Origin of the sequence: Marinobacter sp. P4B1 (assembly GCF_001447135.1) — a bacterium.
Taxonomy (GTDB): domain Bacteria; phylum Pseudomonadota; class Gammaproteobacteria; order Pseudomonadales; family Oleiphilaceae; genus Marinobacter; species Marinobacter vinifirmus.
In genome coordinates, this window is record NZ_LLXM01000015.1 from 144710 (window position 1) to 170535 (window position 25826).

General features: G+C 60.3%; 23 protein-coding genes. 15 read left to right on the top strand and 8 right to left on the bottom strand.

Features of this window, described 5'->3' with window-relative positions; translation table 11 throughout:
- Window positions 1-138: 138 nt before the first annotated feature.
- The 3 genes from AQ621_RS12325 to AQ621_RS12335 are packed head-to-tail and all read left to right on the top strand — an operon-like array spanning window position 139 to window position 5172.
- Window positions 139-777, top strand: coding sequence for a TetR/AcrR family transcriptional regulator (locus AQ621_RS12325; RefSeq protein ID WP_058341696.1), 639 nt, complete (start codon window positions 139-141; stop codon window positions 775-777).
- Window positions 761-2083 (top strand): efflux RND transporter periplasmic adaptor subunit, encoded by a 1323-nt coding sequence (locus AQ621_RS12330; protein ID WP_058341697.1) that lies wholly within the window; start codon window positions 761-763, stop codon window positions 2081-2083. The genes AQ621_RS12325 and AQ621_RS12330 overlap by 17 nt, the downstream gene beginning before the upstream one ends.
- Window positions 2080-5172, top strand: a complete 3093-nt coding sequence (locus tag AQ621_RS12335; protein ID WP_058341698.1) for an efflux RND transporter permease subunit — start codon at window positions 2080-2082, stop codon at window positions 5170-5172. The genes AQ621_RS12330 and AQ621_RS12335 overlap by 4 nt, the downstream gene beginning before the upstream one ends.
- A 41-nt stretch (window positions 5173-5213) precedes the next feature.
- On the opposite strand, the gene AQ621_RS12340 is transcribed toward AQ621_RS12335, so the two are convergent.
- The 5 genes from AQ621_RS12340 to hemN all read right to left on the bottom strand — a co-directional run bounded on the left by AQ621_RS12340 (window position 5214) and on the right by hemN (window position 10744).
- Window positions 5214-6107 carry a U32 family peptidase gene (locus tag AQ621_RS12340; RefSeq protein WP_058341699.1) on the bottom strand — a complete coding sequence of 298 codons (894 nt, stop codon included), beginning with the start codon at window positions 6105-6107 and terminating at the stop codon, window positions 5214-5216.
- A 13-nt stretch (window positions 6108-6120) separates the two neighbouring features.
- Complete coding sequence (gene ubiU / locus AQ621_RS12345) at window positions 6121-7116, bottom strand: ubiquinone anaerobic biosynthesis protein UbiU (RefSeq protein WP_058341700.1); 996 nt, start codon at window positions 7114-7116, stop codon at window positions 6121-6123.
- Window positions 7117-7192: 76 nt separating this feature from the next.
- On the bottom strand, window positions 7193-7327 hold the full coding sequence (locus tag AQ621_RS17835) for a putative transporter small subunit (protein WP_022987857.1): 135 nt from the start codon (window positions 7325-7327) through the stop codon (window positions 7193-7195).
- Window positions 7324-9003, bottom strand: a complete 1680-nt coding sequence (locus AQ621_RS12350; RefSeq protein ID WP_058341701.1) for a sodium:solute symporter family protein — start codon at window positions 9001-9003, stop codon at window positions 7324-7326. Before AQ621_RS12350 ends, AQ621_RS17835 begins: the two co-directional genes overlap by 4 nt.
- 331 nt (window positions 9004-9334) lie before the next feature.
- Complete coding sequence (gene hemN, locus AQ621_RS12355; protein ID WP_058341702.1) at window positions 9335-10744, bottom strand: oxygen-independent coproporphyrinogen III oxidase; 1410 nt, start codon at window positions 10742-10744, stop codon at window positions 9335-9337.
- 177 nt (window positions 10745-10921) lie between these two features.
- Between hemN and AQ621_RS12360 the strand changes: the two genes are divergently transcribed.
- Window positions 10922-12454 carry a cryptochrome/photolyase family protein gene (locus AQ621_RS12360; RefSeq protein ID WP_058341703.1) on the top strand — a complete coding sequence of 511 codons (1533 nt, stop codon included), beginning with the start codon at window positions 10922-10924 and terminating at the stop codon, window positions 12452-12454.
- Between the two features lie 92 nt (window positions 12455-12546).
- Window positions 12547-13791, top strand: a complete 1245-nt coding sequence (locus AQ621_RS12365; protein WP_058341704.1) for a substrate-binding periplasmic protein — start codon at window positions 12547-12549, stop codon at window positions 13789-13791.
- Here the strand turns inward: AQ621_RS12365 and AQ621_RS12370 are convergent.
- Window positions 13788-15476 carry an HAD family hydrolase gene (locus tag AQ621_RS12370; protein WP_058341705.1) on the bottom strand — a complete coding sequence of 563 codons (1689 nt, stop codon included), beginning with the start codon at window positions 15474-15476 and terminating at the stop codon, window positions 13788-13790. The genes AQ621_RS12365 and AQ621_RS12370 overlap by 4 nt on opposite strands.
- 73 nt (window positions 15477-15549) lie before the next feature.
- Between AQ621_RS12370 and AQ621_RS17375 the strand changes: the two genes are divergently transcribed.
- Both AQ621_RS17375 and AQ621_RS12375 read left to right on the top strand, forming a co-directional pair.
- Window positions 15550-15693 (top strand): DUF2256 domain-containing protein, encoded by a 144-nt coding sequence (locus tag AQ621_RS17375; protein ID WP_081697541.1) that lies wholly within the window; start codon window positions 15550-15552, stop codon window positions 15691-15693.
- Between the two features lie 100 nt (window positions 15694-15793).
- Window positions 15794-16609: an FAD-binding domain-containing protein gene (locus AQ621_RS12375; protein WP_227508327.1), complete on the top strand. Its 816-nt coding sequence runs from the start codon at window positions 15794-15796 to the stop codon at window positions 16607-16609.
- A 36-nt stretch (window positions 16610-16645) separates the two neighbouring features.
- Here AQ621_RS12375 and AQ621_RS12380 read toward each other — a convergent pair whose 3' ends face one another.
- Complete coding sequence (locus AQ621_RS12380; RefSeq protein WP_227508328.1) at window positions 16646-17047, bottom strand: DUF4175 domain-containing protein; 402 nt, start codon at window positions 17045-17047, stop codon at window positions 16646-16648.
- 238 nt (window positions 17048-17285) lie between these two features.
- Between AQ621_RS12380 and AQ621_RS12385 the strand changes: the two genes are divergently transcribed.
- Together AQ621_RS12385 and AQ621_RS12390 are read left to right on the top strand one after the other, a co-directional pair.
- Window positions 17286-18182, top strand: coding sequence for a cation efflux transmembrane domain-containing protein (locus tag AQ621_RS12385; protein ID WP_058341707.1), 897 nt, complete (start codon window positions 17286-17288; stop codon window positions 18180-18182).
- Between the two features lie 34 nt (window positions 18183-18216).
- Window positions 18217-19128 carry a cation diffusion facilitator family transporter gene (locus AQ621_RS12390; RefSeq protein ID WP_058341708.1) on the top strand — a complete coding sequence of 304 codons (912 nt, stop codon included), beginning with the start codon at window positions 18217-18219 and terminating at the stop codon, window positions 19126-19128.
- Between the two features lie 9 nt (window positions 19129-19137).
- On the opposite strand, the gene AQ621_RS12395 is transcribed toward AQ621_RS12390, so the two are convergent.
- Window positions 19138-20055, bottom strand: coding sequence for an AEC family transporter (locus AQ621_RS12395; protein WP_058341709.1), 918 nt, complete (start codon window positions 20053-20055; stop codon window positions 19138-19140).
- A 192-nt stretch (window positions 20056-20247) separates the two neighbouring features.
- Here AQ621_RS12395 and AQ621_RS12400 point away from each other — a divergent pair, with 192 nt between their 5' ends.
- The 6 genes from AQ621_RS12400 to AQ621_RS12425 all read left to right on the top strand — a co-directional run bounded on the left by AQ621_RS12400 (window position 20248) and on the right by AQ621_RS12425 (window position 25810).
- Window positions 20248-20697, top strand: a complete 450-nt coding sequence (locus tag AQ621_RS12400; RefSeq protein WP_058341710.1) for a c-type cytochrome — start codon at window positions 20248-20250, stop codon at window positions 20695-20697.
- Window positions 20698-20707: 10 nt separating this feature from the next.
- Window positions 20708-22123 carry a cbb3-type cytochrome c oxidase subunit I gene (locus AQ621_RS12405; RefSeq protein ID WP_058341711.1) on the top strand — a complete coding sequence of 472 codons (1416 nt, stop codon included), beginning with the start codon at window positions 20708-20710 and terminating at the stop codon, window positions 22121-22123.
- A gap of 61 nt (window positions 22124-22184) precedes the next feature.
- Window positions 22185-23135 (top strand): 4Fe-4S binding protein, encoded by a 951-nt coding sequence (locus tag AQ621_RS12410; RefSeq protein WP_058341712.1) that lies wholly within the window; start codon window positions 22185-22187, stop codon window positions 23133-23135.
- A 14-nt stretch (window positions 23136-23149) separates the two neighbouring features.
- Window positions 23150-24973, top strand: coding sequence for a nitric oxide reductase activation protein NorD (locus AQ621_RS12415; protein WP_058341713.1), 1824 nt, complete (start codon window positions 23150-23152; stop codon window positions 24971-24973).
- 11 nt (window positions 24974-24984) lie between these two features.
- On the top strand, window positions 24985-25560 hold the full coding sequence (locus AQ621_RS12420; protein ID WP_058341714.1) for a cytochrome c oxidase subunit 3: 576 nt from the start codon (window positions 24985-24987) through the stop codon (window positions 25558-25560).
- A 10-nt stretch (window positions 25561-25570) separates the two neighbouring features.
- Entirely contained in the window at window positions 25571-25810 is a 240-nt protein-coding gene (locus AQ621_RS12425) for a cytochrome C oxidase subunit IV family protein (protein WP_058341715.1), read from the top strand.
- Window positions 25811-25826 lie beyond the last annotated feature (16 nt).

Below are 25826 nucleotides of genomic sequence, written 5' to 3' on the forward strand. Positions count from 1 at the left end.
GAGGTAAATCAAACCGGATGGCCTTTACACGGCTTTTACCTACACCCTGAACCATGACTTGCCCACCTTGTTTCTTGCGTAATCGGCAACCACCTACCAGAATAAAGCAATTGATTACTTTCTTTCAGGGAAGCTCCAATGGCAACCACAAAAGCGCCCGAAAAACGAACCTACCAAAGCACCGAACTGCGCCAGTCCGCCACTATCGAGGCGGTCGTCCAGCTGTGTGCCGAACAGGACCCGGCCACCCTGACCACCGCCCGGATTGCCGATGAAGTGGGGCTGTCGCAGGGTGCGCTGTTCAAGCATTTCCCGAACAAAAGCCGGTTGTGGGAATCCGTGGCAGGCTGGGTCTCGGAGCAACTGACCAGCCAGGTGTTCCGGGAGGCGGACCGGCACGAACACGCTGATCAGGCCCTGGAAGCCATGTTTCGCGCCCATGTGGGCTTTATCGCCCGACACCCGGGCATTCCCCGCCTGATGCTGGGTGAGCTGCAAAAACCCGGCAACGGCCCCGCCAAAACCATCGTCCGCCAGGCCCTTGCCCGCTACCGCAAAAAGGTGGTCGGTTTACTGAAGCTAGGCATCGAACAGGGGCGCATAGCCGCCGGTATCGATACCGAAGCGGCGGCGGTGTTGTACCTCGGCGCCATTCAGGGGCTGGTGGTTCAGGCAATGGTCAGCGGAGAGATTGCGACGCTTGAGCAGACTGCCCCCCGAATTTTCAAACTTTACAGCGCCAGTTTTCAGGAGATGAGCAATGACCCGGAAAAATAAACTGACGCTGGCGCTGGCCCTGATTGCCGGCATTGCCTTTGTGGTCATCATGGTAAAGCTGAAACAACCCCCGGAAAGGGTCGAGGCTCAAGCAACTGCGACGCCGGTGCGGATTATGGAAATCACTCCCCGTAAGTTCCGTACCGAAGCCCGCGGCTATGGTCAGGTGCTGCCGGCCCGAAGCTGGAATGCGGTGGCCAATGTGGGTGGCCGGGTTATCTGGAAACACCCAGAGTTGGAAAGTGGCAATCTGATCCCAGGGGGCACACGGCTGCTTGAGATCGACCCGACCCGCTATGAACTGGCCGAAGCCTCCGCCAGGGCCGACCTGGCTGGCATTGAAGCGGAGCTGCGACAACTGGACCAGGAAGAACGCAATACCGGCGAGTTACTCAAGCTGGAAGAACACCGGTTAACACTGGCACGGCGGGAGCTGGACCGGGCTGAAACCCTGGTGGCGCGGGGTGCCCTGTCGCAAACCCGCTACGACGAACAACAACGGGCCACCCTGCAACAGGAGCAGGCAATCCAGACCCTGCGCAACCAGCAGAACCTGATTCCTGCCAGGCGGGAGACCCTGCAAGCCCGTATGGCCAGAACCGAGTCTGCCCTGGCCAGTGCCCGGGAAGACCTGGACGACACCCGTTTTGAAGCGCCCTGGGATCTGCGTGTCCACCAGGCCGACATCGACACTGGCCAGCATGTCAGCCCCGGGCAGACGCTGTTTATTGCCGACGACATCACCCGCGCCGAAGCCACCGTGCAGCTGGAAGTGGCGGAACTGCGCCGGGTGCTGTCGCAGCTGTCCGGGCGCAGCCTGCCGGAAACGGGCTCCACCAACCACTTCACCGACTTTCATGACCAATTGCCCCTGGGCGAACTTGATATCCGGGTAACCCCCACCAACGTGCCGGATGCCCACTGGCCCGGCAAACTCACCCGGGTCACCAGCAGCCTGGACCCGGCCACCCGCACAGTCCAGGCCGTTATTTCTGTAGACGAACCCTACCGCAACGCCAATCCGCCAGCACGCCCGCCCCTGGTCCGCAATATGTTCGTGCAGGCCAGCATTACCGCGCAGACTCCCGAGCCCGTCATCGTCATCCCGGCCAGCGCGGTGCATCAGGGTGTGGTCTACCTTGCCGATGAGGACAACCGCCTGCAGCGCCAGCCAGTGTCTGTCGCCTGGCAACAAGGTGAAGATGTCATTATCGATGACGGACTGGCACCGGGAGACCGGCTGGTTCTGGATGACCTGGTTCCTGCCATCGACGGCACCCTGCTTGCTCCGGGAGATCAGCCATGATCCGCTGGTTCGCGGGGCATCCGACCGCCGGCAACCTGCTGCTGATCCTGATTCTGGCAGTAGGCCTGTTCGCTGCCCCCAACCTGACCCGGGAAACCTTCCCCGACTACCTGCCGCCGGAAGTCAGCATCACCATGGAATACCGGGGTGCCACCGCTGCGGATGTGGAGGAAGCCATCTGCCAGCGGCTGGGCGAAGCGCTACAGCGGGTGGATTACATGAAGGAGGTTTCCTGTACCGCCCGGGACAACCAGGCCCAGACCATTGCCAGCATGGAACCCCGGGGCGATATGGGCCGGTTCCTGGATGATATCCGCACGGAAATCGAAGCCCTGACCGACCTGCCCGAAGAGGCCGAAGACCCGGTCATCCGGGAGCTTTACCGCACCAGCCTGGTCGCGGCCATCGCGGTGTACGGGCCCATGAGTTTCTCTCACCTGGAGGCCTACACCAGCCAGCTGGAAGACCGCCTGTTCGCCATGGAAGGGGTGGCCGATGTGATTCCCGTGGGCCTGTCCCAGCGCCAGTGGCACATCGAAGTGTCCCGGGACCTGCTGCGCCAGTACGGCCTGGGCGTGCGGGATATTGCCCGGGCCATCAATAGCCAGAACCTGGACATGCCCCTGGGCACTATCGAGACCGACAGCCAGGACATCCAGCTGCGGTTTGTGGATGAACGCCGTTCCCTGCAGGCCCTGGCCGAACTGCCGGTTATCGGTGGAGCAGCCGGCGCTGTGCTGACGCTGGGCGACATTGCCACCATCACCGAGGCCCACGAACGGGAGGAGGAACGGGTGGATTTCAACGGCCAGCGCGCCATCGTTCTGGAGATCCACAAAAACCGCCATGACGATGCCCTGCGGGTGATGGATTCCCTGGAAGCCTTTATCGACGAGGAAAAAGCCCGCCGTGGTGGCAATGTCGAGCTGGAAATCACCCAGAACATGACCTCGATTGTGAAGGACCGCCTGCAAATGCTGGTGGGCAACGGCATCACGGGGCTGGTGCTGGTGGGCCTGGTGATGGCCCTGTTCTTCCGACCCCGTCTCGCCTTCTGGGCGCTGTTCGGCCTGCCAGCCGCCTTTGCCGGTGCCTTTGTGGTGATGGCCCTCACCGGACTGTCCCTGAACATGATCACCCTGGTGGCCCTGCTCATGGCCATCGGTATTGTGATGGACGATTCGGTGGTGATTACCGACAACATTGCCCAGTGGCACGCCGACGGCAACAGCCCGCTGGAGGCGGCTGCCAAAGGAACCCAGGAGATCCTGCCCGGGGTGCTGTCCTCCTTCCTGACCACGGTGTCCGTGTTCATCCCGCTGGCGTTTCTGGCCGGAGAGCTGGGAGCGGTGCTGGAGGTACTGCCAGTGGTGCTGATTGCCGCCCTGGCCGCCTCGCTGATCGAAGCTTTCTGGATACTGCCTCACCACCTGAAAAGCGGCCTGGGCAAAAGGCGCGAGAAGGCCCCTTCCCGCTTTCGTTCCGCCTTCGACAACGGCTTTGAAAACGTCCGGGAGAAAGTGGGGCAACTGGCCGACCGCGCCATCCGGTTCCGCTACGGCGTACTGGCCGCCATGCTGCTGATACTGCTGGGTTCGGTGGGGCTGATGGCCGGCGGCCATGTGCGCATGGAAGCCATGCCGGAAATCGACGGAGATGTACTGGAAGCCAGGGTACTGATGCCCCAGGGCACCCCCCTGCACCAGACCCGGGCCATTACCGAACGCATCACCTCGACCATGCTCCGGCTCAACGAGGAATACACGCCAGACCAGCCCGACCAGCAAGCACTGGTACAGAACATCCAGACCCGCTTCAACCAGCACGCCGGTGCCGGTGAAAAAGGCGCCCACGTGGCCACGGTGATGGCCGATTTGCTGACCGCGGAGCTGCGCACCGTGGACCTGGCCACCCTCACCGACCGCTGGCATGAAGAGATCGGAGACATCCCCGGCCTGATTGCCCTCAATATCCAGGAACCCGGTTTCGGCCCCGCGGGCATCCCCATTGAAGTGCGCCTGCAGGGTACTGACCTGAATGAGCTGAAGGCCGCGGCCCAGTATCTGAGCGACGAAGTTGCCCTTTATAACGGTACCTTCAACGTGCTGGATGATCTTCGCCCCGGCAAGCCCCAGCGCACACTGTCGCTGAACGACCGCGCCCTGTCGCTCGGATTGACGGCATCCGACGTGGCCAGCCAGATCCGAACCGGGCTGCTCGGGGATATTGTGGATACGGTGCAGATTGGTGATCAGCACATCGAAATCCTGGTGCGCCAGACCAGCGCCGAGCGCAACACCCGCCAGTTCCTGGAAGACACCGCGATCACCACCGGCAAGGGCCAGATGGTGCCCCTGCGGGAGGTGGCCGATATAACCGAGGAACGCCAGTGGGCGCAGGTGACCCGGATTGACGGCCTGCGCACGGTCACCGTGTCTGCCGATGTGAACGGCCGGACAACCAACGCCGATGCCATCGTGGCGGATTTGCAGAGCCAGGTATTCCCGAAACTTCAGGAGCAATGGCCGGAAATCACCCTACAGGTCGAAGGCCAGACCGCCCGCTCCCGGGAAACCGGCCAGTCCATCGCCCGGGGCTTGCTGATCGGCCTGCTGGGGATCTTCCTGATTCTGTCGTTCCAGTTCCGTAGTTACCTGGAGCCGGTCATCGTGATGCTGGCCATTCCGGTCGCATTTATGGGTGCCGTCTGGGGCCACCTGCTGATGGGCTACAACCTGTCCATGCCCTCACTGATCGGTGCCGCGTCACTGGCCGGGATTGTGGTGAACAACGCCATCCTGCTGGTGCAGTTCATCAAGAGCTACCGGGAACAGGGCATGAGCGCACAGGAAGCTGCCGGTGCCGCCAGCCGGGCTCGCTTCCGGGCCATCCTGATTACCACCAGCACTACGGTCGCTGGCATGCTGCCGCTGCTGGCGGAAACCAGCACCCAAGCCATGGCGGTGATTCCACTCGTGATCTCGGTGGTGTTCGGCTTGCTGGTATCCACCGTGCTGATCCTGGTGGCCTTGCCAGCGCTCTATGCCATTCTTGAGGATCTGGGTTGGGCCCGGAATAACGGGTCCTGACGCAAAAGGCCGGGTTCAATGCCCCGGCCTTTTGCTAGTGCTCAGGCACCTACCAGGTCCATGCCCGGCTTGCCATACCAATACCCGTTGCAGGGTGGTGCCTCTACCAGCTGCAGCGGGTCGGCGGCCGGCACTTGCCCCCGGCGGACCTGATCAAAACGTTTGACCACCTCGTCCATGCCCTGATGTTCCGGGCTCAGGCGCACAGTGCTGACCCCCATGCGCTCCATATCCGGTAGCTCCCGCATCAGGTCATAGCGGGAACCGGAGAGTGTGGAGATGCCGTTAATGCGGAACAGTTCCTGGCTCTCCCGGGAGCGCAGTTCCATGCCATCCGGATGCTCCAGGCAACGGAATTCGCAATTGTCCTTGGGCAGGTTGTAATGGCGGGCGGTAAAGCAGCGGGACGACCAGGCCAGCGGCAGGAAGCCCCAGGAGAACACTTCGGCAGGCAGGTCCAGGCCTTCAGCCTTCAGCTCGCTGATTAACTGCCCCAGGGTTTCCTTGCCCAATTCCACCGGCAGGTTCCAGCACTGCAAGCCCTGCCTGGCCAGGATTTTCAGGGTGGCCACGTTGTAGATGTTCATGGACGGGCCGGTGATAAACGGAATCTTGTTGCGGACAGCCACCTGCAGGGCGCTCTGGTCGTTCGCTTCCACCAGGAATTCGTCCTGTTCACAGAACCGGCGCAGACGGCGCAGGTCCGCTTCGGATTCAATCAGCGTGAGGGTGGAGAGCACCACATTCTTGCCACAGGCTTTCAAATCCCGGGCCAGGTCCAGCCAGTCATCAGGTTTCAGTTCCCGGCGGCGGGAGCACACCACCTCGCCAAGATAGATGGTATCGACCGGCCATTCCGCGGCCTTGGCATAGAAATCAAACACGCTTTGCTTAGACCAGAACCAGAGGATCGGGCCCAGGGATAGCTTCATCATGATGGATACAACCTTATTTCCACTTGCGATGGTAGGCGCCGATGGTGGTCAGGCCACCTTCGGAAAGGCCAGACAGGGTGTTACGCCAGGCATCCTCTACCGTGAACATGCCCGGGTGTGCTGCCAGCCCGTCCAGCGCCTGGCGCCAGGTGCGGGCCACGTCGGCAATGTAGGCGGGGCTGCGTTGCCGGCCTTCGATTTTCACCGCGCTGATGCCCAGTTCCTGCAGCTCCGGCAGGATATCCATGGTGTTCAGGCTGACCGGTTCTTCAATGGCGTGGTACACACTGCCTTCCACTTCAAAGCGGCCTTTGCACAGCGTGGGATAACCTGCGTTTTCACCGGGGCCGTAGCGGTCGATCAGCACATCGTTCAGGCGCGACTCCAGCCCCTGCGGGGTTTCCTGCCAGCGCACGGCCTTGGCCGGAGAGCAGGCACCGCGGGTGTTCGGGGATTCATCGGTGAGATAGGACGACAGATAACAACGGCCTTCCGCCATGATGCACAGGCTGCCAAAGGCAAACACTTCCAGTTCAACAGGGCTGTGTTTAGCGACACCCCGTACCTGGTCCAGCGACAATACGCGGGGTAATACGGCGCGGCGGATATCGAAGTTGTCTTTGTAGAACGAGAGGGCCTCGTGGCTGGTGGCCGACCCCTGTACCGACAGGTGGCGGGGGATGTGCGGGTATTTGTTGGCGGCGTAGTCCAGCAGGCCCATATCGGCCAGGATGATGGCATCCACACCAATGGATGCAGCCCGGTCTACCGCGCCTTTCCAGTGCTCCCAGCCGTCTGGCTGCGGATAGGTATTGATGGCGCAGAACACCCGGCTGCCTTTGGAATGGGCGTATTCAATGCCCTCCCCGGCGCGTTTCTCGTTGAAATTCAGGCCGGCAAACTGGCGGGCGTTGGTGCTGTCTCGGAAACCGAAGTAAACCGCATCGGCACCATTGTCCACAGCGGTTTTCAGGGCCGGCAGGCTACCGGCAGGGCAGACAAGTTCCATTACACTCCTCCACATGGTGAAGGAGCTAACCTACTGCCCCGGGCCTGCCGGCGCATTGACCATTGTCAGACCGGGGTCAGATCAGGTCATCATCGTTGTTGCGGGCTCGGCGGACATCCCGGGCTACCGCGCCGCAGATCACGCCCAGCACCACCAGGGTGATGGCCGGCCACACCAGGATATAAGCACCGTAAACCAGTTCGTTTGTCATTTCGCACCCTCCGGAATCAGGCCGGCAGTGTCTTCACTGTCGGCGTCGTCATAGTCACCAACCCGTTTCTTGATCAGGTCGAAGTCAAAGCGTTCTTCCTTGCTGAGCAGGGTCATGGCGGTACACACCACGGCACTGGCACCGTAGGCCGTCAGTGAAGCTACCAGCACCATGTAGTCCCTCAGGAACCCGGTGGCGAACATCAGCATGGCCACCAGTGTTATGGCACCGGCAACCAGTCCTGCCGCGCGGCCAAAGAAACCGAACACCATCATGCCGATCACCACGGCTCCGCCGACAGACGCCAGGACTTCGAAGGCCAGTACGGTCATACCGGTCATTTCCAGCAGCTCAAAGCGGGCAATACAGAACAGCGCCATGGCCACCACCACCGACCAGGTGAAGGCGGAATTGGTGACCCTGTCCCAGTAGCAACTGACGATCACCGGAAACACGATGGCACCCCAGAGTGCGCCGACGAACACCAGCATCACCAGGATATCCAGCGAGAAGCTGGCAAAGATCAGCCCCGCCACGGTAGCCACAATCATGGTGATGCGGCCAACCAGCATCATCACTTTCGGGTTTGGGTTGTCCTTGGCGATATTCTTGCCGTAGACATCCGCCATCATGATGGTAGACAGCGCGGACAGGTCAGAATCCGCGGTGGACGACAGCGAGCCGATCACCAGGATAAAGAACAAGGCCACGAAGAACGGCGACAGGTAGGTAGACACCATCTGCGGAATCAGGTTGTTCATCTTGCCGTCGATGGGCTCTACACCAACCGACAGCGCCATCAGGCCAATCATGCCCAGGCCGATCACAATGGCACCGTAACCGATGGTGGCGGTCACGAAGGTGGACTTGATGTTCTTCTCGCGCACCGCAAACAGGCGCTGGGAAATGGTCTGGTTACCGATGGCATAGGCCAGGACCGCCACAAAGAAAGGTGCGCCCTGGTTCATGATGGCTTCCACCGAGAACAGGTTGGCCTGCTCGTCGGTCATCTTGCTCAGGCCTTCCACCATGACGCTGGGGCCGCCGGCAGAGTAGAGAACCGCAGGGATAATAATGATGGCAATCGCCATCAGCGCCACCAGCTGGGCAAAGTCGGTAAACACCGAGGCCCGGAAACCGGACGTCAGCGTGTAGGCCAACACGCCCACACCGGCCACAATCACACCGGTTTCGAACGACAACGGCGACAGCACCGACACCAGCGCACCGGCGGCCGTGAAGTTGACCATCAGGCTGATAATGCTGCCCAGCACGTTGGACCCGGCCAGGATCAGCTGGCTGGAAGAACCATGACGGGCGTGGATAAGCTCACCCAGGGTATGGCCGTTGGGGGCCAGCTTGCGGAACCGGCGGCCGAAGGGGTAGATGAACAGGATCATCAGCGCGCCCCAGAGGCCATAATGGATCGGCCCGGACACCCCGTAGGTGTACCCGGAGGTGGCTGCCGCGTAGAAAGACGCGGCCCAGATCCAGGTGGCGGTCATACTGGCCGCGCCCATACCGAAACCGACATGGTGGCCGGCTACCATAAAGCCGGAGGTATCTTCTTTTTCCTTGCGAATCAGCAAGGTCAGCAGGTAGGTACCACCGTAGAAGGCGGCAAGCAGCAACAATACGGTGATTGTCGAAAATTGGGTAAATCCGTTCTCGTTCAAATCTCAACCTCTGTTCAAAACGACAGAAACCCACCGGCAGTCTGCAACGCACTAGTTGCTCGCCAGGGTGGAGCCATTCGTCTGGAAAGTCCGCACACGCGGAGGTGTTGCAGCGGGGCAACGGGGTAACGAAAGGTGGGCAGGGGCGCCCGGAGGTCAGACTTGCTAAGGGAAGCTCAGATGGGCCAGCAGGCCACGAAAGTCTTTAGATGTCATGGTATTTTCTGTCCTCTTCACCACAAATAGAAACAGCCCGGAGGAGGGAGCGCCAAACCATACGCATTTGGCACTCCCTAGTCCAGTCTTTAGAGGACAGAATATTAGTGTACGATCAGATAATCCGTGAGAACCGCTGGCTGGCGCCCTCTTTACGGTACAGATCGAAGATCTGGCAAATGGCCCGGATCAGCAGCCGTCCGGCCGGCTGAACCTGCAGCACGGAACCGGAATCCGCAATCAGCTCGTCCTGGATCATCGGCTTCAGGCGGCTCATTTCATCCGCGAAGTAGCGGTCGAAATCTTCGTTCCACTTATCGGCGAACTGCTTGCGATCGAGCCGGAACTGGCAGATCAGCTGACCGATCACCCAGCGGCGAATGCGGTCGTCGCGGGTCAGGCCTACGCCACGGATGATGGCCAGCTGGCCGGCATCGATGGACGCTTCCCACGACGGCAGGTCGTGGTTGTTCTGGAAGTAGGCATCGTCGGTCTGGCCGATAGCAGACACACCCAGAGACACCAGGTCGCAATCGGAGTGGGTGGTGTAACCCTGGAAGTTTCGGTGCAGGCGGCCTTCGCGCTGGGCCACCGCCAGGCTGTCGTCCGGCTTGGCGAAGTGGTCCATACCGATGTATTCGTAGCCGGCTTCCAGTAAACGGTTGATGGTGTTGTGCAGAATGGTCAGCTTCTGCTGTGGGCTCGGCAGGGTATCCGCCTGGATCCGGGTTTGCGGGTAGAAGCGATCCGGCAGGTGCGCGTAGCTGAACACCGAGAGGCGGTCCGGAGACATCTCGATCACCGACTCCAGGGTTTCGGCAAAGCTTTCCGGAGTCTGATGCGGCAGGCCGTAGATCAGGTCCAGGTTGATGGAGCGGAAGCCGATACGGCGGGCTTCGTTCAGCACTGCTTCGGTCATCTCCCGGGGCTGGATGCGGTTTACCGCTTTCTGCACTTCCGGGTTCACATCCTGCACGCCCAGGCTGATGCGGTTGAAGCCCAGCTCCCACAGGGTCGACAGGGTATCTTCGTCCACTTCGCGGGGGTCGATTTCCACGCTGTAGTCCCGCTCATCGCCGGACTGTAGGTTAAACAACTCACCGTAACCAGCCATCAGGTGCTGCATCACATCCCGGGGCAGGAAGGTGGGTGTGCCACCGCCCCAGTGCAGCTGCTGGACGGGCCGGTCGGCACCGAACAGTTTTGACTGGATGGCTGCCTCTTTCAGTACCCGCTCAACATAAGGCATGGCCTTGTCGCGCTTCTTGGTGATTACCTTGTTGCAGGCACAGTAGTAGCACAGGTGCGCACAGAACGGCAGGTGGGTGTAGAGCGAGATTGGCCCGCCGGAGGCCTTGCTGCGGCCTGCCGCTTTAACCATGTCTTCAATGGAATAGTTCGGGGTGAACTCCACCGCCGTGGGGTAAGACGTGTAGCGGGGGCCGCTCAGGTCATAGCGGCGGATGAGCGCCTCGTCCCAGATGAAAGCGGGCAGGTTGTTTGCTGCAGCAGTATCAGAAGCCATAGTAAAACTCTAACGTCGAATAGGATTGGCATGCCGGAAAGCGCGCATTATGCCTGACCGGCGGCTGTCACGATTTGATGCGAATCAGCTGAGTGTATCAACTTAACCAATGAACCACCCTTGCGCCCATGGCGTATTCTGCCTACCTCTAAAGGATAAACTCAGCCGGAGCCCGACATGGCCAATCTCATACTGATTCTGGGCGATCAGCTCAGCCCCCGACTCTCCGCGCTGGATGGCGCAGACAAGGAAAACGACCTGATCGTGATGGCCGAAGTCCACAGCGAAGCCAGCTACACCAACCACCACAAGAAGAAGCTGGCATTCATATTCAGCGCCATGCGGCACTTTGCCCAGGAGCTGGAACGCGAAGGCTGGCGGGTGCATTACCAGCACTACCACCCGGACAACCCGGCTCAATCTCTTGAACAGGTGATAGCGGAGCTGGCCCGGGAACACCGACCGGAACGCGTGATCACCACGGAGTGCGGTGAGTGGCGTTTACACAACCAGGTCAGCCAGTGGCATAAAACGCTGGGCCTGAATGTCGAAATCCGCCCGGATACCCGCTTCGTGTGCGCCATTGACGAGTTCGCCCGCTGGGCCAAGGGCAAGAAACAGCTGCGCATGGAGTTCTTCTACCGGGAAATGCGCAAGAAAACCGGCCTGCTGATGACGTCAGATGGCCAGCCCGAAGGTGGCCACTGGAACTTCGACGCCGATAACCGCAAGAAATGGACCGGCAAACCTCCTGCCCCGGCTCCGTTCCGGGAGGAACCGGATGCCATCACCACTGACATAATCGAACTGGTGAACGAGCACTTTTCGGAACATTTCGGCACCACAGACGATTTCCACTACGCCGTCAACGCCGAACAGGCCCGCCAGGCCCTTGGCCACTTTATCGACTTTGCCCTGCCCTGCTTCGGTGACTACCAGGATGCCATGTCCGACAACGAAGACTGGCTGTTCCACTCCATTCTGTCGCCCTACCTGAATACCGGGCTGCTGGAGCCGATGGAGGTTTGCGAGGAAGCGGTACGAGCCTGGCACGCCGGCCGGGCGCCACTGAACGCCGTGGAAGGCTTTGTCCGCCAGGTCATCGGCTGGCGGGAATTCGTGCGCGGCATCTACTGGCTGCTGATGCCCGCCTACGCCGAGGAAAACCGCCTGGGCAATACACGGGAGCTGCCATGGTTCTACTGGACCGGCGACACTCGGATGCGTTGCATGCACAAGGCCATCGACGCCACTGCCCGTAACGCCTATGCCCACCACATTCAGAGGCTGATGGTTACCGGCAACTTTGCCCTGCTGGCCGGGGTGAAACCGGAAGCCATCTGCGACTGGTACCTGGCGGTGTATATCGACGCCTTCGACTGGGTGGAGCTGCCCAATACCCTGGGCATGGTGATGCACGCCGATGGAGGCTACCTGGGCTCCAAGCCCTACGCTGCCAGCGGCAAGTACATCCAGCGCATGTCTGACCACTGCCAGAACTGCCACTACCGGGTGCAGGATGCCACCGGAGAGCGGGCCTGCCCGTTCAACAGCCTGTACTGGCACTTTATTGACCGGCACCGGCAGGATTTTGCCAACAATCCGCGCATGACCATGATGTACCGGAACTGGGACAAACAAGCCCCGGAACGCCGGCAAGCGATTCTGGCCCGGGCCGACGAGCTGTTAAAGGACATCGAAAACCTGTGAACCGGGGCCCCGCTGCCAGCAGAAATATTGGGCAATCACTGCTATGCTTCTGTCACTTTTCACAAATTGGTCACAGGGATGCTCGCCAAACTATGCAGATTCGGTCTCTGACAATCGGATTGTTTCTGGCTGTGGCTGCCGCCCAGGCGGCAGCGGACCATCGGGTTTACACCCTCTACACCTTTCATTCCCCGCCCTACCAATACGCCAATGAGACACCCAATGGCCCGGAGGTTGCCGGGGAAACCGCAGACACCATACGCTGCGCCATGGAACAGGCCGGAGCCCATACCCAGATCAGACTGGTCCCCCAGAACCGCGCCCTGTATTCGCTGAAGCGCAACCTGGTAGACGGCTACTTTGCAGTCGACCGCTCACCGGAGCTGGACCAGAGCGCCTGGGCAAGCCACCCGGTTGCCCTGGAGAAATGGCACTGGTTCTATACCGGCGAGCAACCGGTACCTGAAAACGCCCGCATTGGCGTGGTGGGTGGCAGCAATGAAGAACTCTGGCTGAGGCAGCAAGGGCTCGAAGCCTTTGTTGCTGTGGGCAGCGCCAGCCAGTTGCCGGCATTGCTGAAACGAAAACGCATCGACCTGGCCCTGCTGGACGAGCGAGTGATGTCCGGGCTGCGGGAAAACCAGCCGGAGCTGCATCAGGGTATTCAGCACACCTTTCTGCGCTACGCCCCGTTACACCTGTACCTGAACCCGCAATTTGTCACCCGGCACCCGGATTTCATGAATCGGTTCAATCTGAGCCTGCCCGCCTGCATGGGCACCCAGACACAGTTATCCGGCGAGGAACACCAGCAGGTAACCAGGATAGCCGGAGAACTGGCCCGCAGCCTGGCAGGCGAGGTAGACCTGCAAAGAGCCCTGCACCAGGGCAGCCACTACAACACCTTTACTGACATCCTCACCCAGGACACCGTCTGGCAGGCACTGGCCCCGGCCAGCATGACACCCCTGGCCCGCCAGATCCTGGAACTGCCAGCCTCCCGGGCCCTGGCAAACTGGCAGTCGAAGCAAGCCCCTCTGGTTACCGAGATTCTGTTGATCGACAGCCAGGGTGCCCTGTCAGCCATGAGCCAACTGTCCTCCGATTACTGGCAGGGGGATGAAGCAAAGTTCCAGGACCTGGTTGAAGAAACCAGTCAGGGCTTAACCCGCAGGCAAGACTTCTGGGTATCCCCGATTCGCTACGATGCATCCACCAGCCGGTTCCAGGTGATCGTCAGCTTTCCCCTGCCGCTGGACGAGCCGAACAACGGCGTAGAAGGCGTATTGTCCATCGGGCTTGCCATCGAAGAAGCCCTGAAAGGCGCCAGCGATTAGGGCGGGCCTACCTCACAGGCCAGCACCAGCGCCCAGAACTCCGAGAAATCATTCACCACCACATCCGGTTTGTCCGGGTGTTTGTGGGTGCCCGGAAAAATCCGGTTCAGCCAGGGCAAGTCCCACTGGGCACCGTTAAAGAATACCGCCGTCATCCCTGCCCGCTTGGCTGCAATCACATCCGTGGTGGAGTCTCCCACGTACCAGACGCTGGGGTCCGGCGGGTAATCCAGCTTCTGTACCGCCAGTAACAGCTGGTCCGGGTGCGGCTTTCGCAATGGGGTGTCGTCTCCGCACACATCCACCTCAAACAGATGGGTCCAGCCGGTGTCTTCCACCGCTGCCAGTTCGTGTTCGAAGAACTCCCGGTCCCGGTTGGTAATCACCCCCACCTGTATCCCCAGCCGGTGCAGGCCCTCCAGCACATCCCTTACACGGGGCTCGAATGCTTTCACCGTGCCGTAGTGGTTACGGTAGTGATGGTTGAAGGCCTTGTGGGCAATCTGCTTGGCGTCCTGGTCGTCGCCGAACAGCACTTCAAAAATATCCGTGCGGGAGATTTTCCGGTCTGCCTTCACTTTCGGGTGTAACTTGGCAAATTCGCGCACGTAGGCCACCAGCCGGGCATCTTCCGGGGTCTTGCTGTCTTCCGGCGCCACCATCCGGTCCATCAGTCCCAGCTTGTGGAAGTCCGGCAACATGTCGTCCACGGCGTGGTACATGGCATCTAGGGTATCTACCAAGGTGGCATGCCAGTCGAACAGGATCACCGCCGGGCGAATCAGTTTTACCACCGCCGGGTGCCAGTCCGGCTCGATCCGGGGCTCCGGCCGCTCCGGTGCCGGGAAAGGCTTCGGGCGCACTTCTGCCGGGCTGACGCTGAACGCATCCGGTTGCTCCCGCTCCAGCAGCGCCATCAGGTCCATCAGGCCTTCAAAGCTGTCCAGAACGGCGGCCGGTGCATCGCGCCTGGTGAACCAGCTGTCGATACGTTCCGGCTCCCAGCAAGCACCGTTGTAGAACACGCCAGACACCCCCGCATGGTGGGCGGTGAGCATATCCACGTAGCTGTCGCCGATGTACCAGGCCTTCTGGTCTGCCGGCAGCTCCAGTTGCTCGAGCACCTTCAGGATGACTTGCGGGTCCGGCTTGTATTCGGTGACATCGTCGGCACACACGGTGGCATCAAACAGGTTGCGCCAACGGCCTTCGTCCACCATATCCAGCTCTTTGTCCAGGAACTCCCGGTTACGGTTGGTGGACACCGCCAGCTTGATGCCCATGGCCTTGAGGGCTGACAAGTACTCGTAGGCACCGGGCTGGAACGGCCTAACCTGGCCAAAATACTTTCGATAGGCGTTGTTGTAGGCCTTGTGCGCCTGCAACTTGGCCGCCTTGTTGGGGCCGAAGATGGCGTTGAAGATATCCGTGCGGGACACCCGGCGCTCCGCCAGAATGCGCGGGTGCAAGCGGCGAAAGATGCGGATGTAGCGTACCAGCCGGGCGTCGTCCTCGGTGCGGCACTGGTCTTCCGGTAAGAGCTGCTCTACCAAGCCCAGCTCTTCAAGCTGGGGCAGCATCTCCTCCATGGCACTGAACATGGCATCGTGGGTGTCCACCAGCGTGCCGTGCCAGTCGAAGATCAGGACCGATGGGGGCTGCAGTCCTTCGTTCAGTTTGGTCATAAGAAAACCTTTGCCGTTTCAGTCACGTATATCCATCAAAACCCATACCCTCAGTAAAAACCAAAAACCCCGGATGCACAAAAAACCACACCTGCCCGAAAAAACCTGCCCGGTCTGCCAGCGCCCCTTCACCTGGCGCAAGAAGTGGGCAAAAGACTGGGACAATGTTCGCTATTGCAGTGAACGCTGCCGCCGCGCCCGGAGCACGCAGCCATGACCACAGTGGTCTGGTTCAAGCGGGATCTACGCACCCGCGATCACGCCCCCGCTGGTGGCTGCCGCGACTCTGGCTGAACCGGTGATTCCGTTGTACGTCATTGAAGACGAATACTGGCAGCAGCCAGACACCAGCGGCCGGCAATCATCGGAATACCCTGCCCCGGAAACAGAAAAGCCTGACCAGCTTCCGCTCCCGTCTGCACTGGCATTGCCACTTCATCCAGAAACTTGAAGACGAGCCGGAGCTGGAGTTCCGCGCCATGCACCGGGAACTGGAGGGCATGAAAACCGGGCCGAACGATTCCGAACGGCTACAGCGCTGGCAGCAAGGGCAAACCGGTTGGCCTTTGGTGGATGCCTGCATGCGCAGCCTACAATATACCGGCTGGCTCAACTTCCGGATGCGGGCGATGCTGATGGCCGTGGCCAGCTATCAACTCTGGCTGCACTGGCGTGATCCGGCCCTGCAACTGGCGCGACTGTTCACCGATTTCGAGCCGGGCATTCACTATTCCCAGGCCCAGATGCAATCCGGCCTGACCGGCATCAATGCCCTGCGCATCTATAATCCGGTGCTGCAAAGCCAGAAGCTGGACCCGAACGGCGAATTTATCCGGCGCTGGATTCCCGAGCTGGCTGGGGTGCCCCGGGAAATGATCCATACTCCCTGGTTGATGACGCCTACCCAGAAAGCGAAGTTCGGCGGCAACACCTACATTGCCCCGGTGTGCGACCATGAACAGGCGGCCCGGGCAGCGCGCAAGGCGGTGGGCGACTTCCGAAAACAACACATAAGCCGGGAAGAGACTGGCCGGGTGCTGGACCGCCACGGCAGCCGCAAGGGGCCGCACCAAACACGGCCGAAAGCGGCAGCCAAGCAGACACAGGACAACCAGCTGTCTTTATTTGATTAAATCACTCAACGGAAAAACAACAAACTCCAAGTTTGTTTACCGCCCTCTCTGGCTCTGCGCCTGGTGCTCCAGCATTTGCTCCATCATCAGTTGCATGTGCTCCATACGCTGCTCCATCATTTCCAGGCGCTGTTCCGGATCCATACCGGCACCGCCGGAACGAGGGCCCATACCACCGGCCTGGCCTTTGGGCTGGTTACCCATGCCCTGGCCACCATCCGACGGCCCCTGGCGCTGTCCCATCATGCCCGGGCCTGCGCCTCCACGCATCAACTGCATATGCTGCTGCATGGACTCCATGTGTTGCTCGCGGATACGCTGGCGCTCGGCGTCGGACTTGGCGTTGCGCATTTCCTGCATCATCTCCTGCATCTGAGACATGTTCTGATGCATTTGCTGCATCTGCTCCTGGTTCATCATGCCACCCTGATTCATCATGCCTCCACGGGGCATTTGTCCAGAGTTGCCCTGGGCAAAAGCCAGCAAGGGGGCTGACACCAAAACGGAGTATGCGACTATTCGTGTAAACCTGTTCATGAGATCCACCTCTTCATCATTATTGATGAGCATCTCTTACAGTTAAGACCATGATCCTTCTTTGTGTAAACTGTCTTGACCCTGCAGTAACTAACAGGTTTTCTAATAGGATGACCCGATTCATGAACCGGAGCTATGAATGAGCACTTCCTGCAACAACTGCTGCAGCAACAGTAAACCTGCAGCAGGCGAAACGGCCCGGAGCGATATCAATGACGCGTCCGGCGATTGGCTGAGCACCTACCGGATTCCCAGGATGGATTGCCCCTCCGAAGAGCGGATGATTCGCATGGCGCTGGGCGGTTTCAGCGCCGTTCAGGGCCTGTCGTTTGACTTGCCGGGCCGCACCCTTGAGGTACTGCATAACGGAGAGGCCTCGCCAATTACCGACAAGCTCTCCACCCTGGGGCTCGGAGCAGAGCTCCGGGATACCCGCAAGGCCAGTACGGAAGCCATTCAGGCAGCTGCCGATTCCGGGGCAAGCCAGCAACAGGAAGCCGGCACGCTCTGGATCCTGCTGGCCATCAATGGCCTGATGTTCGTGTTTGAGATGGTGATGGGGCTGATCGCCCAGTCTGCCGGGCTGATTGCAGATTCGCTGGACATGTTTGCAGATGCCGCAGTCTATGGCCTGGCGCTTTACGCCGTGGGCCATGGCGTGAAGATGCAGGTGCGGGCAGCCCATGTTGCCGGCATTTTGCAGCTTATCCTGGCGCTCGGGGTGTTGCTTGAGGTGGGCCGGCGGTTTGTCTTCGGCAGCGAGCCGGAGTCCACGCTGATGATGGCTATCGCGGTAGTCGCCCTGATCGCCAATACCGCCTGCCTGCTGCTGATTTCCCGGCATCGTGAAGGTGGCGCCCACATGAAGGCCAGCTACATCTTCTCCGCCAACGATGTGATCATCAACCTGGGCATTATTGTTGCCGGCGCGCTGGTGGCCTGGACTGGCTCTAACTATCCAGACCTGGTCATCGGCACCATTGTCGGCTTCATTGTACTGAGCGGAGCCCGGCGCATCCTGGCCCTGAAGGGCTAAGCCGCCGCCCGAACATTCCCCGAACGAGGAAACCATGCACAGCCACGACCATAGCCACGGCCACGATCACAGCCACCAGTTCGGCACCCACAACCGCGCCTTTGCCATTGCGGTGATCCTGAACACCCTGTTTGTAGTGATTGAAGCGGTGTACGGCGTGCTGTCCGGCTCCCTGGCGCTGATTGCCGATGCCGGGCACAACCTGAGTGATGTGATGGGCCTGCTCCTGGCCTGGGCCGCAAGCTGGCTTGCCAGCAAAGCGGCCACCACCAGCAAAACCTATGGCCTGAAGAAAACCACCATCCTGGCAGCCTTGTTCAATGCCCTGATTCTGATTGCCGCGGTGGGCGGTATCACCTGGGAAGCCCTCCAGCGGCTCGGCAATCCGGGAGAAATCGCGGGCCTTGTGGTGGTTGTGGTGGCCGGCATCGGCGTGGTGATCAACGGCATCACCATGATGCTGTTCATGAAAGGCCAGAAGGGTGACCTGAACATTCGCGGGGCCTTCCTGCATATGGCCGCCGATACTGCGGTATCGGTCGGGGTGGTGATTTCAGGCACAATACTGATGTTCACCGACCAGGCCTGGATCGACCCGGTGATCAGCCTGGTTATTGCCGTTGTGATCTTCCTGGGTACCTGGCAGTTGCTGAAAGAATCCATCAACCTGGCGCTGGATGCCGTTCCCAGGGGAATCGACCCGGCTGCCGTGCGCGAGCACCTGGAGCACCTGCCCGGCGTGCAGTCTGCCCATCACCTGCACATCTGGGCCCTGAGCACTACCGAGAATGCCCTGACGGTGCACCTGGTCAAGCCGGACCCGGAAGGCGATGACGAGGCCATCCACCAGGCCTCGGCCATGCTGGCGGCCGAGTTCAACATCCATCACACCACCATTCAATGGGAACGGGGCGGTGCCCCTTGCCCGAACGGGACAACCCACTGAACGGATGGCCTAAAACGCCAGAGAGATCATCACCGGGATAAACGCCAGGCCGAACAGCGTCGTCAGCAGAACCGTGCCCGCGGCTTGCCTGGGCGAGGTATCCAGCAGGGTCGCAATCACCACCGTGTTGGCCGCGATCGGCGTGATGGAAATCAGGAACATGGCCTGGTGCACTGCCGGCTCGTAGACGCCCAGAATCGTGGAATCAACCCACCAGAACAGGATCGCCACCAGCGGCCAGACCACAAACTTGCCGAAAAATGCCAGCGCCGTGAACCGGACGTTACCCGCCAGCCCCCGGAAGCTGGTAATGCTCATGCCGATAATCATCATGCCCAGAATGCTGTAGGCGCCGCGCAGGTTGTCGAACAACGGCACGAAGATGTCCGGAATGCCCACCCCCGCCAGGTTCAGGGCCACGGCCGCCAGGAAAGCGTACACCGAAGGCAGCTTGAGCACCCGCCAGAGCGCATCCTGGATACTGTATCGGCCCCGGGCCGCCAGGTAGAAGCCCACCGAGTTCTCGAACAGGGTGGTGCCCAACATGCACACGATATAAAGCCCCAACCCTTCTTCTCCGAACAGCAGCAGCGCCACCGGCACCCCGAAGTACCCGGTATTACCGGAACCCACGCACAGGGGAATGATGTTGGCACTGCCATCGGTCAGGACTTTTCTCGCCAGCTTCAGCTGAACAATGCCCAGTAACGAGGAAATTCCAAACACCAGGAACGGCAACAGGATGACTTCCGGCGACAGCGGCGCCGCCATAACACCGGAAAACACCACAGACGGCGTGACGATGTACAGCATGATGCCGGCAATATGCCGGCCGCTGGCTTCCAGGTAACGGCCGGCAATCCAGCCCAGCCCAACCGTGACGTAAAGCGGGATCAGCTTGAAGAAAAGGGCAAACGCAGCGGCCATCGACACTCCATATGGACAGATTGTTTACAGACAGGACGGCGGCGCAGTCTATCACCTACCCATCTGGAGGTAACTCCCCGGCGCAATAGAGAAACACCGGGCATTCTTTGATAATCATCAACAGCATTAGGAATGCATCTTTATATCCTAGTGGGGCAGTCAGGTATTTGAAACAACCAAGGAGAGAGACCAATGGCCGAGCGCTTTACCAAAAGCATGGCCAGGAACATATATCTGGGGGGGAGTGCATTCTTCGTCCTGTTGTTCCTGGCCCTGACTTTTGACACTCAGCTGCGAGCTATGCCCGAGCGGGATAACCGCGAGGAGCTTACCGAGCAAGTAGTTCGCGGCAAACATCTTTGGGAGAACAACAACTGTGTGGGTTGTCACTCCCTCATGGGCGAGGGTGCTTACTTCGCTCCGGAACTGGCTAACGTATTCGACCGCCGCGGCGGTGGTGATACCGAGGTCTTCAAGTCCTACATGAAAGCCTGGATGAACGCCATGCCCACCAATATCCCGGGCCGGCGCCAGATGCCTAACTTTAATCTGAGCGATGCTGAGATCGAAGACCTGGCCGCCTTCCTGGAGTGGACATCCAAGATCGACGACAACGGTTGGCCACCCAACATCGAAGGGTAAGGGAGCAGACATGAAATACGAATCTCAAAGGGTAGCAATGCCCTACTTCATCTTTGCCCTGATTCTGTTTGCCGGCCAGATTGTGTTCGGCCTGATTCTGGGTCTCCAATACGTTGTGGGCGATTTCCTGTTTCCGGAAATTCCCTTCAACGTTGCGCGGATGGTTCATACCAACCTGCTGATTGTCTGGCTGCTGTTCGGCTTTATGGGCGCAACCTACTACATGGTTCCGGAAGAAGCTCAAACTGAATTGCACAGCCCGCTGCTGGCGTGGATTCTGTTCTGGGTGTTCGCTGTAGCCGGCACCCTGACCATTCTGGGCTACCTGTTCGTAGACTACGCCACCCTGGCGGAGGTCACCATGAACAAGCTGCTGCCCACCATGGGGCGGGAGTTCCTGGAACAACCGACGATAACCAAGATTGGTATCGCCGTGGTTGTGGTAGCGTTCCTGTTCAACATTGCCATGACTGCCCTGAAAGGTCGCAAGACCGTGGTCAACATCGTACTGATCACCGGCCTGGTTGGCCTGGCGGTACTGTGGCTGTTCTCCTTCTACAACCCCAGCAACCTGGCTACCGACAAGTACTTCTGGTGGTTTGTCGTGCACCTGTGGGTAGAAGGCGTGTGGGAACTGATCATGGGCGCTATCCTGGCCTATGTGCTGATCAAGCTCACCGGTGTGGACCGCGAAGTGATCGAGAAGTGGCTGTACGTGATCATCGCCATGGCACTGATTACCGGCATCATCGGTACCGGGCACCACTTCTTCTGGATTGGGCCGCCTGAGTACTGGCTGTGGCTGGGTTCTGTGTTCTCTGCACTGGAACCGCTGCCGTTCTTCATGATGGTGGTATTCGCCTTCAACATGATCAACCGTCGCCGCCGCAACCACCCCAACAAGGCCGCCATGCTGTGGGCCATGGGTACTACCGTGATGGCGTTCCTCGGTGCTGGCGTGTGGGGCTTCCTGCATACCCTGGCTCCGGTGAACTTCTACACCCACGGCAGCCAGATTACAGCGGCTCACGGCCACATGGCGTTCTACGGCGCCTACGTGATGATCGTGCTGACCATCATTTCCTACGCAGTGCCGATCATGCGTGGCCGTCCTTACGGCAACAGCAACACGGCGCAGATTGTGGAAATGTGGGGCTTCTGGCTGATGACCATCTCCATGGTGTTCATCACCCTGTTCCTGACCGGTGCCGGCGTACTGCAGGTTTGGCTGCAGCGCATTCCGGAAAGCGGTGAGGCCATGTCGTTCATGGCAGGCCAGGATCAGATTGCCCTGTTCTACTGGATGCGATTCGTAGCCGGTTCCTTCTTCATGGCCGGCCTGGTGGTTTACCTCGGCAGCTTCTTCATCAAAGGTCAGGCCAGCCCTGCCGAAGAAGTCCGTGGTCCCGCCACTGAAGATGCCTGATAAGGCATAACCGCCGGGGCCTCCGGGCCCCGGCACATTTCCGAAATCCTGGACAAGCCCTGTGCATGCGCAAACCGTCAACCCGAAAGACACCCTTCAGCAGAAGCGCCTGATTACCCGCAGCGCCTTCTTCCTGCTGTTCCTGCTTGCGCCTGTTCTCAATATTTTCCGTTACGACCTGACCGAAACCCGCTTCATCCTGCTGGGCTTCCCCCTGTCGTTTAACCTGAACCTGGACTGGGTTGCCCACAGCACCCCGGCCGAAGTAGCGGGCCAGATCCTGTTCTGGTTCATTCTGCCCATCCTGGTACTGGTGCCACTGGTACTCTGGATTGCCTTCAAATGGGGCCGTCTGTATTGCGGCTGGCTGTGCCCGCATTTTTCCGTGGTAGAAACCATCAACGACCTGATGGCACGCGTTACCGGCCGCCCTACCCTGTGGGAAGCTCTGAAAAAAGGCAGCACCGGCAAGGCCATCCACTGGGCCGGCCTGACCCTGGTGTGCGCGCTGATCGGCTTTTCCTGGGCCCTGGCGCTGCTGTCTTACCTGCTGCCGCCTATCCCTCTGTATACCGACCTGGTCACCGGCCAGCTCAGCCTGTACCCGGGCATTTTCCTGGCGGTAGCCACCGCGGTGTTTACCTTCGATTTTCTGTTCGCCCGGCACCTGTTCTGCAAATACGGCTGCGCCGTAGGCCTGGTGCAGAGCATCGCCTGGATGACCAACGGCAAGGGCCGGGTAGTGACCTTCGACACCAAGCGGGCCGCCGCCTGCCGGGATTGCACCAAGGCCTGCGACGAAGCCTGCCCCATGCGCCTGCCCACCCGCAGCCACAAGCGGGCAAAATTCAGCTGTACCCAGTGCCTGCAGTGCGTCAGCGCCTGCAGCGAGGTGCAGAAAGACAACCCTGAAGGCTCCCTGCTGACCTGGGAGCCCGGCGAACCTGGCAAGCAGACGGTGCTGATTCCCGTGCGCCAGGTGGAATCTACCCCGCGCCAGACACGGGCCTGATACGAGGACACGAAATGGAAGAGTGGGTCGGACTTAAATGGCACGACTACGTAACCCGCCAGGCCATGGGCGAGTTCCCCGAGTACGCCGTGCACCTGAAAGACGAAGCCCGCACTCTGGGCGTGCTGTTCCGCGCCATGGGCGGCGATCCCGCCCTGAGCCTGGTGACGGCTGAACCCCGGCATTTCCAGATTCGCCGGAAGTTCCTGCAGAAGCTGGCCGGTACCCATCGCAAGTTCGAACTGGCCTGGCGGGACGAAGAAAGCCTGCGCCTGCCGGACCGCCTGGCGCTGTTTCCCTCCCGCAAGGTGAACCGGGAGCTGTACCTGTGGCTTGCCGCCCTGGCCTCTCTGGGCGAGATCAACAACCACAGCTGGCTCAAAGGTAACCAGGCCATGGTGCAGCAGCTACTTGAGCGCTGGCCCGGCCTTGAGCCCATGTACCAGCGGCTGGTGAAACACACCCTGCGCTGGCGCCCGGAACCAGAAAGCCTGAGGGGCAGCGAAGCCGAACGCGAGGCGGCCATTCGCCAGGCCCTGATCCACCCGGGCAGCGTAGACGACCTGCCGGACGCCCTGACCGACCCCTGGCCGGTGGTGCTCTGGCTGTATCCGGTACTGGGCCGTGGAAAACTCAAAGGTCAGATCATTGGCGACGACAACACCATGTCGAAATCCGGCGGCCTGGCCAAAAAACGGAAACGCCGCCGCGCCGAGCGGGTGGATGCCTTCGACAAAGATCAGGGGCTGATGCTGTTCCGGCTGGAAAGCCTGTTTTCCTGGTCTGAATTCATTCCCATCGACCGCGCCGGCGACGACAGCGAAGAGGAAGACGCCGACGCCGTGGCCGACGACATGGACATGATCTCCGTGTCCCAGGACCGCCGCGAAGCGTCTTCCGCCATCAAGTTTGACCTGGACCTGCCCTCGGAAGAAAACGACGACCTGCACCTGGGGCCGGGCATTCACCTGCCGGAATGGGACTGGCGCCGGCAGGACTACCGGGAAAAATTCTGCTGCCTGCAGCCCCTGCTGAGCAAAGACGCTGTGCCCTCGCCCTTGCCCGAGCACCTGAATCGCTCTGCCCAGACCCTGCGCCGCCAGTTCAGCGCCCTGAAGCCCCTGCGCCAGTGGGAGCGCCGGCAGCTGGAAGGCGAAGAGCTGGACTTGGACGCCTGCCTGGAACGCATGGTGCAGCACAAACGCGGCATCGGCGAGGTGGACCAGAAACTCTTCCGCCAGTGCAAGCAGAACCAGCGGGACCTGGCGTGCCTGGTGCTGACCGACATTTCCCTGTCTACCGACACCTACATCAATAACCACCAGCGGGTGATCGACATCGCCCGGGACGGCCTGCAACTGCTGAGCGAAGCACTCACCGCCAGCCGCGATCCGTTTGCACTGTTTGCCTTCTCGTCACGGCGGCGGGACCACATCCGCTTCCACCACATCAAGAGCTTTGAAGAGCCCTACAACGACACCACCCGGGGCCGGATACAGGCCCTGGAGCCGGGCTACTACACCCGCATGGGCGCGGCCATCCGCCAGTCCATCAAACTGCTGCAGGCCCGGCCGGAACACCAGAAAATCCTGCTGCTGCTGACCGATGGCAAACCCAACGACCTGGACCTGTACGAAGGCCGCTACGGTGTGGAAGACACCCGTATGGCTGTGCAGGAAGCCCACAAGGCGGGGCTGACCCCGTTCTGCGTGACCATCGACGAAGAAGCCAACGAATACCTGCCCTACGTATTCGGCAGCACCAACTTCGTGGTCATCAAAGACCCGACCCAGCTGCCCGGCCAGCTACCCAAGCTGTACATGAACCTGACCCGTTAACGGAGTAAGTAATGGCTGACGTTCAAGCCGCCCGCGGGCGGCACCTGCCCGGCGACATCGCCGTGTGGTTTTTCATCTTTGCCGAACTGGCCGTGTTCGCCATCCTGTTCATCGGCTACGGCGTAGCCCGAAGCATGGACCCGGCCACCTTCTCCGCCGGCAAGGCGGCCCTGCATCCCTGGACCGGCCTGGTCAACACCATCGGCCTGATCACCGCCAGCTACCTGGTCGCACTCTCCGTCCATCGCCTGCGCGACCGCAAAACCGGCACGGCCGCCCTGCTCTGGGCCGCCATCGCCGCGTCGTCCATCTACACCTTCGGCAAGCTCTACGAATACGCCGACCTCTACGCCAACGGCTACAACCTGGGCACCGACACCTTCTTCATGTTCTATTTCTTCCTCACCTTCTTCCACTTCATGCACGTGGTACTTGGCCAGATCATCCTGGTGGTTCTCGCGGTAAAGGTGAAAAAAGGCGACTACAACGGCGACGACATGAACGGCATGGAATCCGGCGCCTCCTACTGGCACATGGTCGACCTGGTGTGGCTGGTGCTGTTCCCGATGCTCTACGTTCTGGCCTGAGGAGGTTGATATGTTAGCGGTTTATGTGGCCTTGATGATCTGCACCATGGCTCCTGTTGTGGCCATGCAGGCTGGCGCCGATATGTCTGTATTGGTCTGGCTGGTATTCGCTTTAGTGATCGTAAAAGCGGTTTTACTCGTCGACCATTTCATGGAAATGAAACATGCCCCCTGGGGCTGGCGCATGGCAGCCCAGGGCTGGGCTGTCGTGGTGGTATCAGTGCTGGCTGGTATTCATCTGACAGGTTAGTTACCACCGCCGCGGA

Bases quoted from the DNA above. Each gene is read 5' to 3' on its own strand.
- AQ621_RS12330 (WP_058341697.1), top strand. From the start codon at position 761: ATGACCCGGAAAAATAAACTGACGCTGGCGCTGGCCCTGATTGCCGGC.
- AQ621_RS12365 (WP_058341704.1), top strand. From the start codon at position 12,547: ATGCAGATTCGGTCTCTGACAATCGGATTGTTTCTGGCTGTGGCTGCC.
- AQ621_RS12335 (WP_058341698.1), top strand. From the start codon at position 2,080: ATGATCCGCTGGTTCGCGGGGCATCCGACCGCCGGCAACCTGCTGCTG.
- AQ621_RS12325 (WP_058341696.1), top strand. From the start codon at position 139: ATGGCAACCACAAAAGCGCCCGAAAAACGAACCTACCAAAGCACCGAA.
- AQ621_RS12370 (WP_058341705.1), bottom strand. From the start codon at position 15,476: ATGACCAAACTGAACGAAGGACTGCAGCCCCCATCGGTCCTGATCTTC.
- AQ621_RS12395 (WP_058341709.1), bottom strand. From the start codon at position 20,055: ATGGCCGCTGCGTTTGCCCTTTTCTTCAAGCTGATCCCGCTTTACGTC.
- AQ621_RS12390 (WP_058341708.1), top strand. From the start codon at position 18,217: ATGCACAGCCACGACCATAGCCACGGCCACGATCACAGCCACCAGTTC.
- AQ621_RS12360 (WP_058341703.1), top strand. From the start codon at position 10,922: ATGGCCAATCTCATACTGATTCTGGGCGATCAGCTCAGCCCCCGACTC.
- hemN (WP_058341702.1), bottom strand. From the start codon at position 10,744: ATGGCTTCTGATACTGCTGCAGCAAACAACCTGCCCGCTTTCATCTGG.
- ubiU (WP_058341700.1), bottom strand. From the start codon at position 7,116: ATGGAACTTGTCTGCCCTGCCGGTAGCCTGCCGGCCCTGAAAACCGCT.
- AQ621_RS12340 (WP_058341699.1), bottom strand. From the start codon at position 6,107: ATGATGAAGCTATCCCTGGGCCCGATCCTCTGGTTCTGGTCTAAGCAA.
- AQ621_RS12415 (WP_058341713.1), top strand. From the start codon at position 23,150: ATGGAAGAGTGGGTCGGACTTAAATGGCACGACTACGTAACCCGCCAG.
- AQ621_RS12425 (WP_058341715.1), top strand. From the start codon at position 25,571: ATGTTAGCGGTTTATGTGGCCTTGATGATCTGCACCATGGCTCCTGTT.
- AQ621_RS12380 (WP_227508328.1), bottom strand. From the start codon at position 17,047: ATGATGAATCAGGGTGGCATGATGAACCAGGAGCAGATGCAGCAAATG.
- AQ621_RS17375 (WP_081697541.1), top strand. From the start codon at position 15,550: ATGCACAAAAAACCACACCTGCCCGAAAAAACCTGCCCGGTCTGCCAG.
- AQ621_RS12400 (WP_058341710.1), top strand. From the start codon at position 20,248: ATGGCCGAGCGCTTTACCAAAAGCATGGCCAGGAACATATATCTGGGG.
- AQ621_RS12385 (WP_058341707.1), top strand. From the start codon at position 17,286: ATGAGCACTTCCTGCAACAACTGCTGCAGCAACAGTAAACCTGCAGCA.
- AQ621_RS17835 (WP_022987857.1), bottom strand. From the start codon at position 7,327: ATGACAAACGAACTGGTTTACGGTGCTTATATCCTGGTGTGGCCGGCC.
- AQ621_RS12420 (WP_058341714.1), top strand. From the start codon at position 24,985: ATGGCTGACGTTCAAGCCGCCCGCGGGCGGCACCTGCCCGGCGACATC.
- AQ621_RS12405 (WP_058341711.1), top strand. From the start codon at position 20,708: ATGAAATACGAATCTCAAAGGGTAGCAATGCCCTACTTCATCTTTGCC.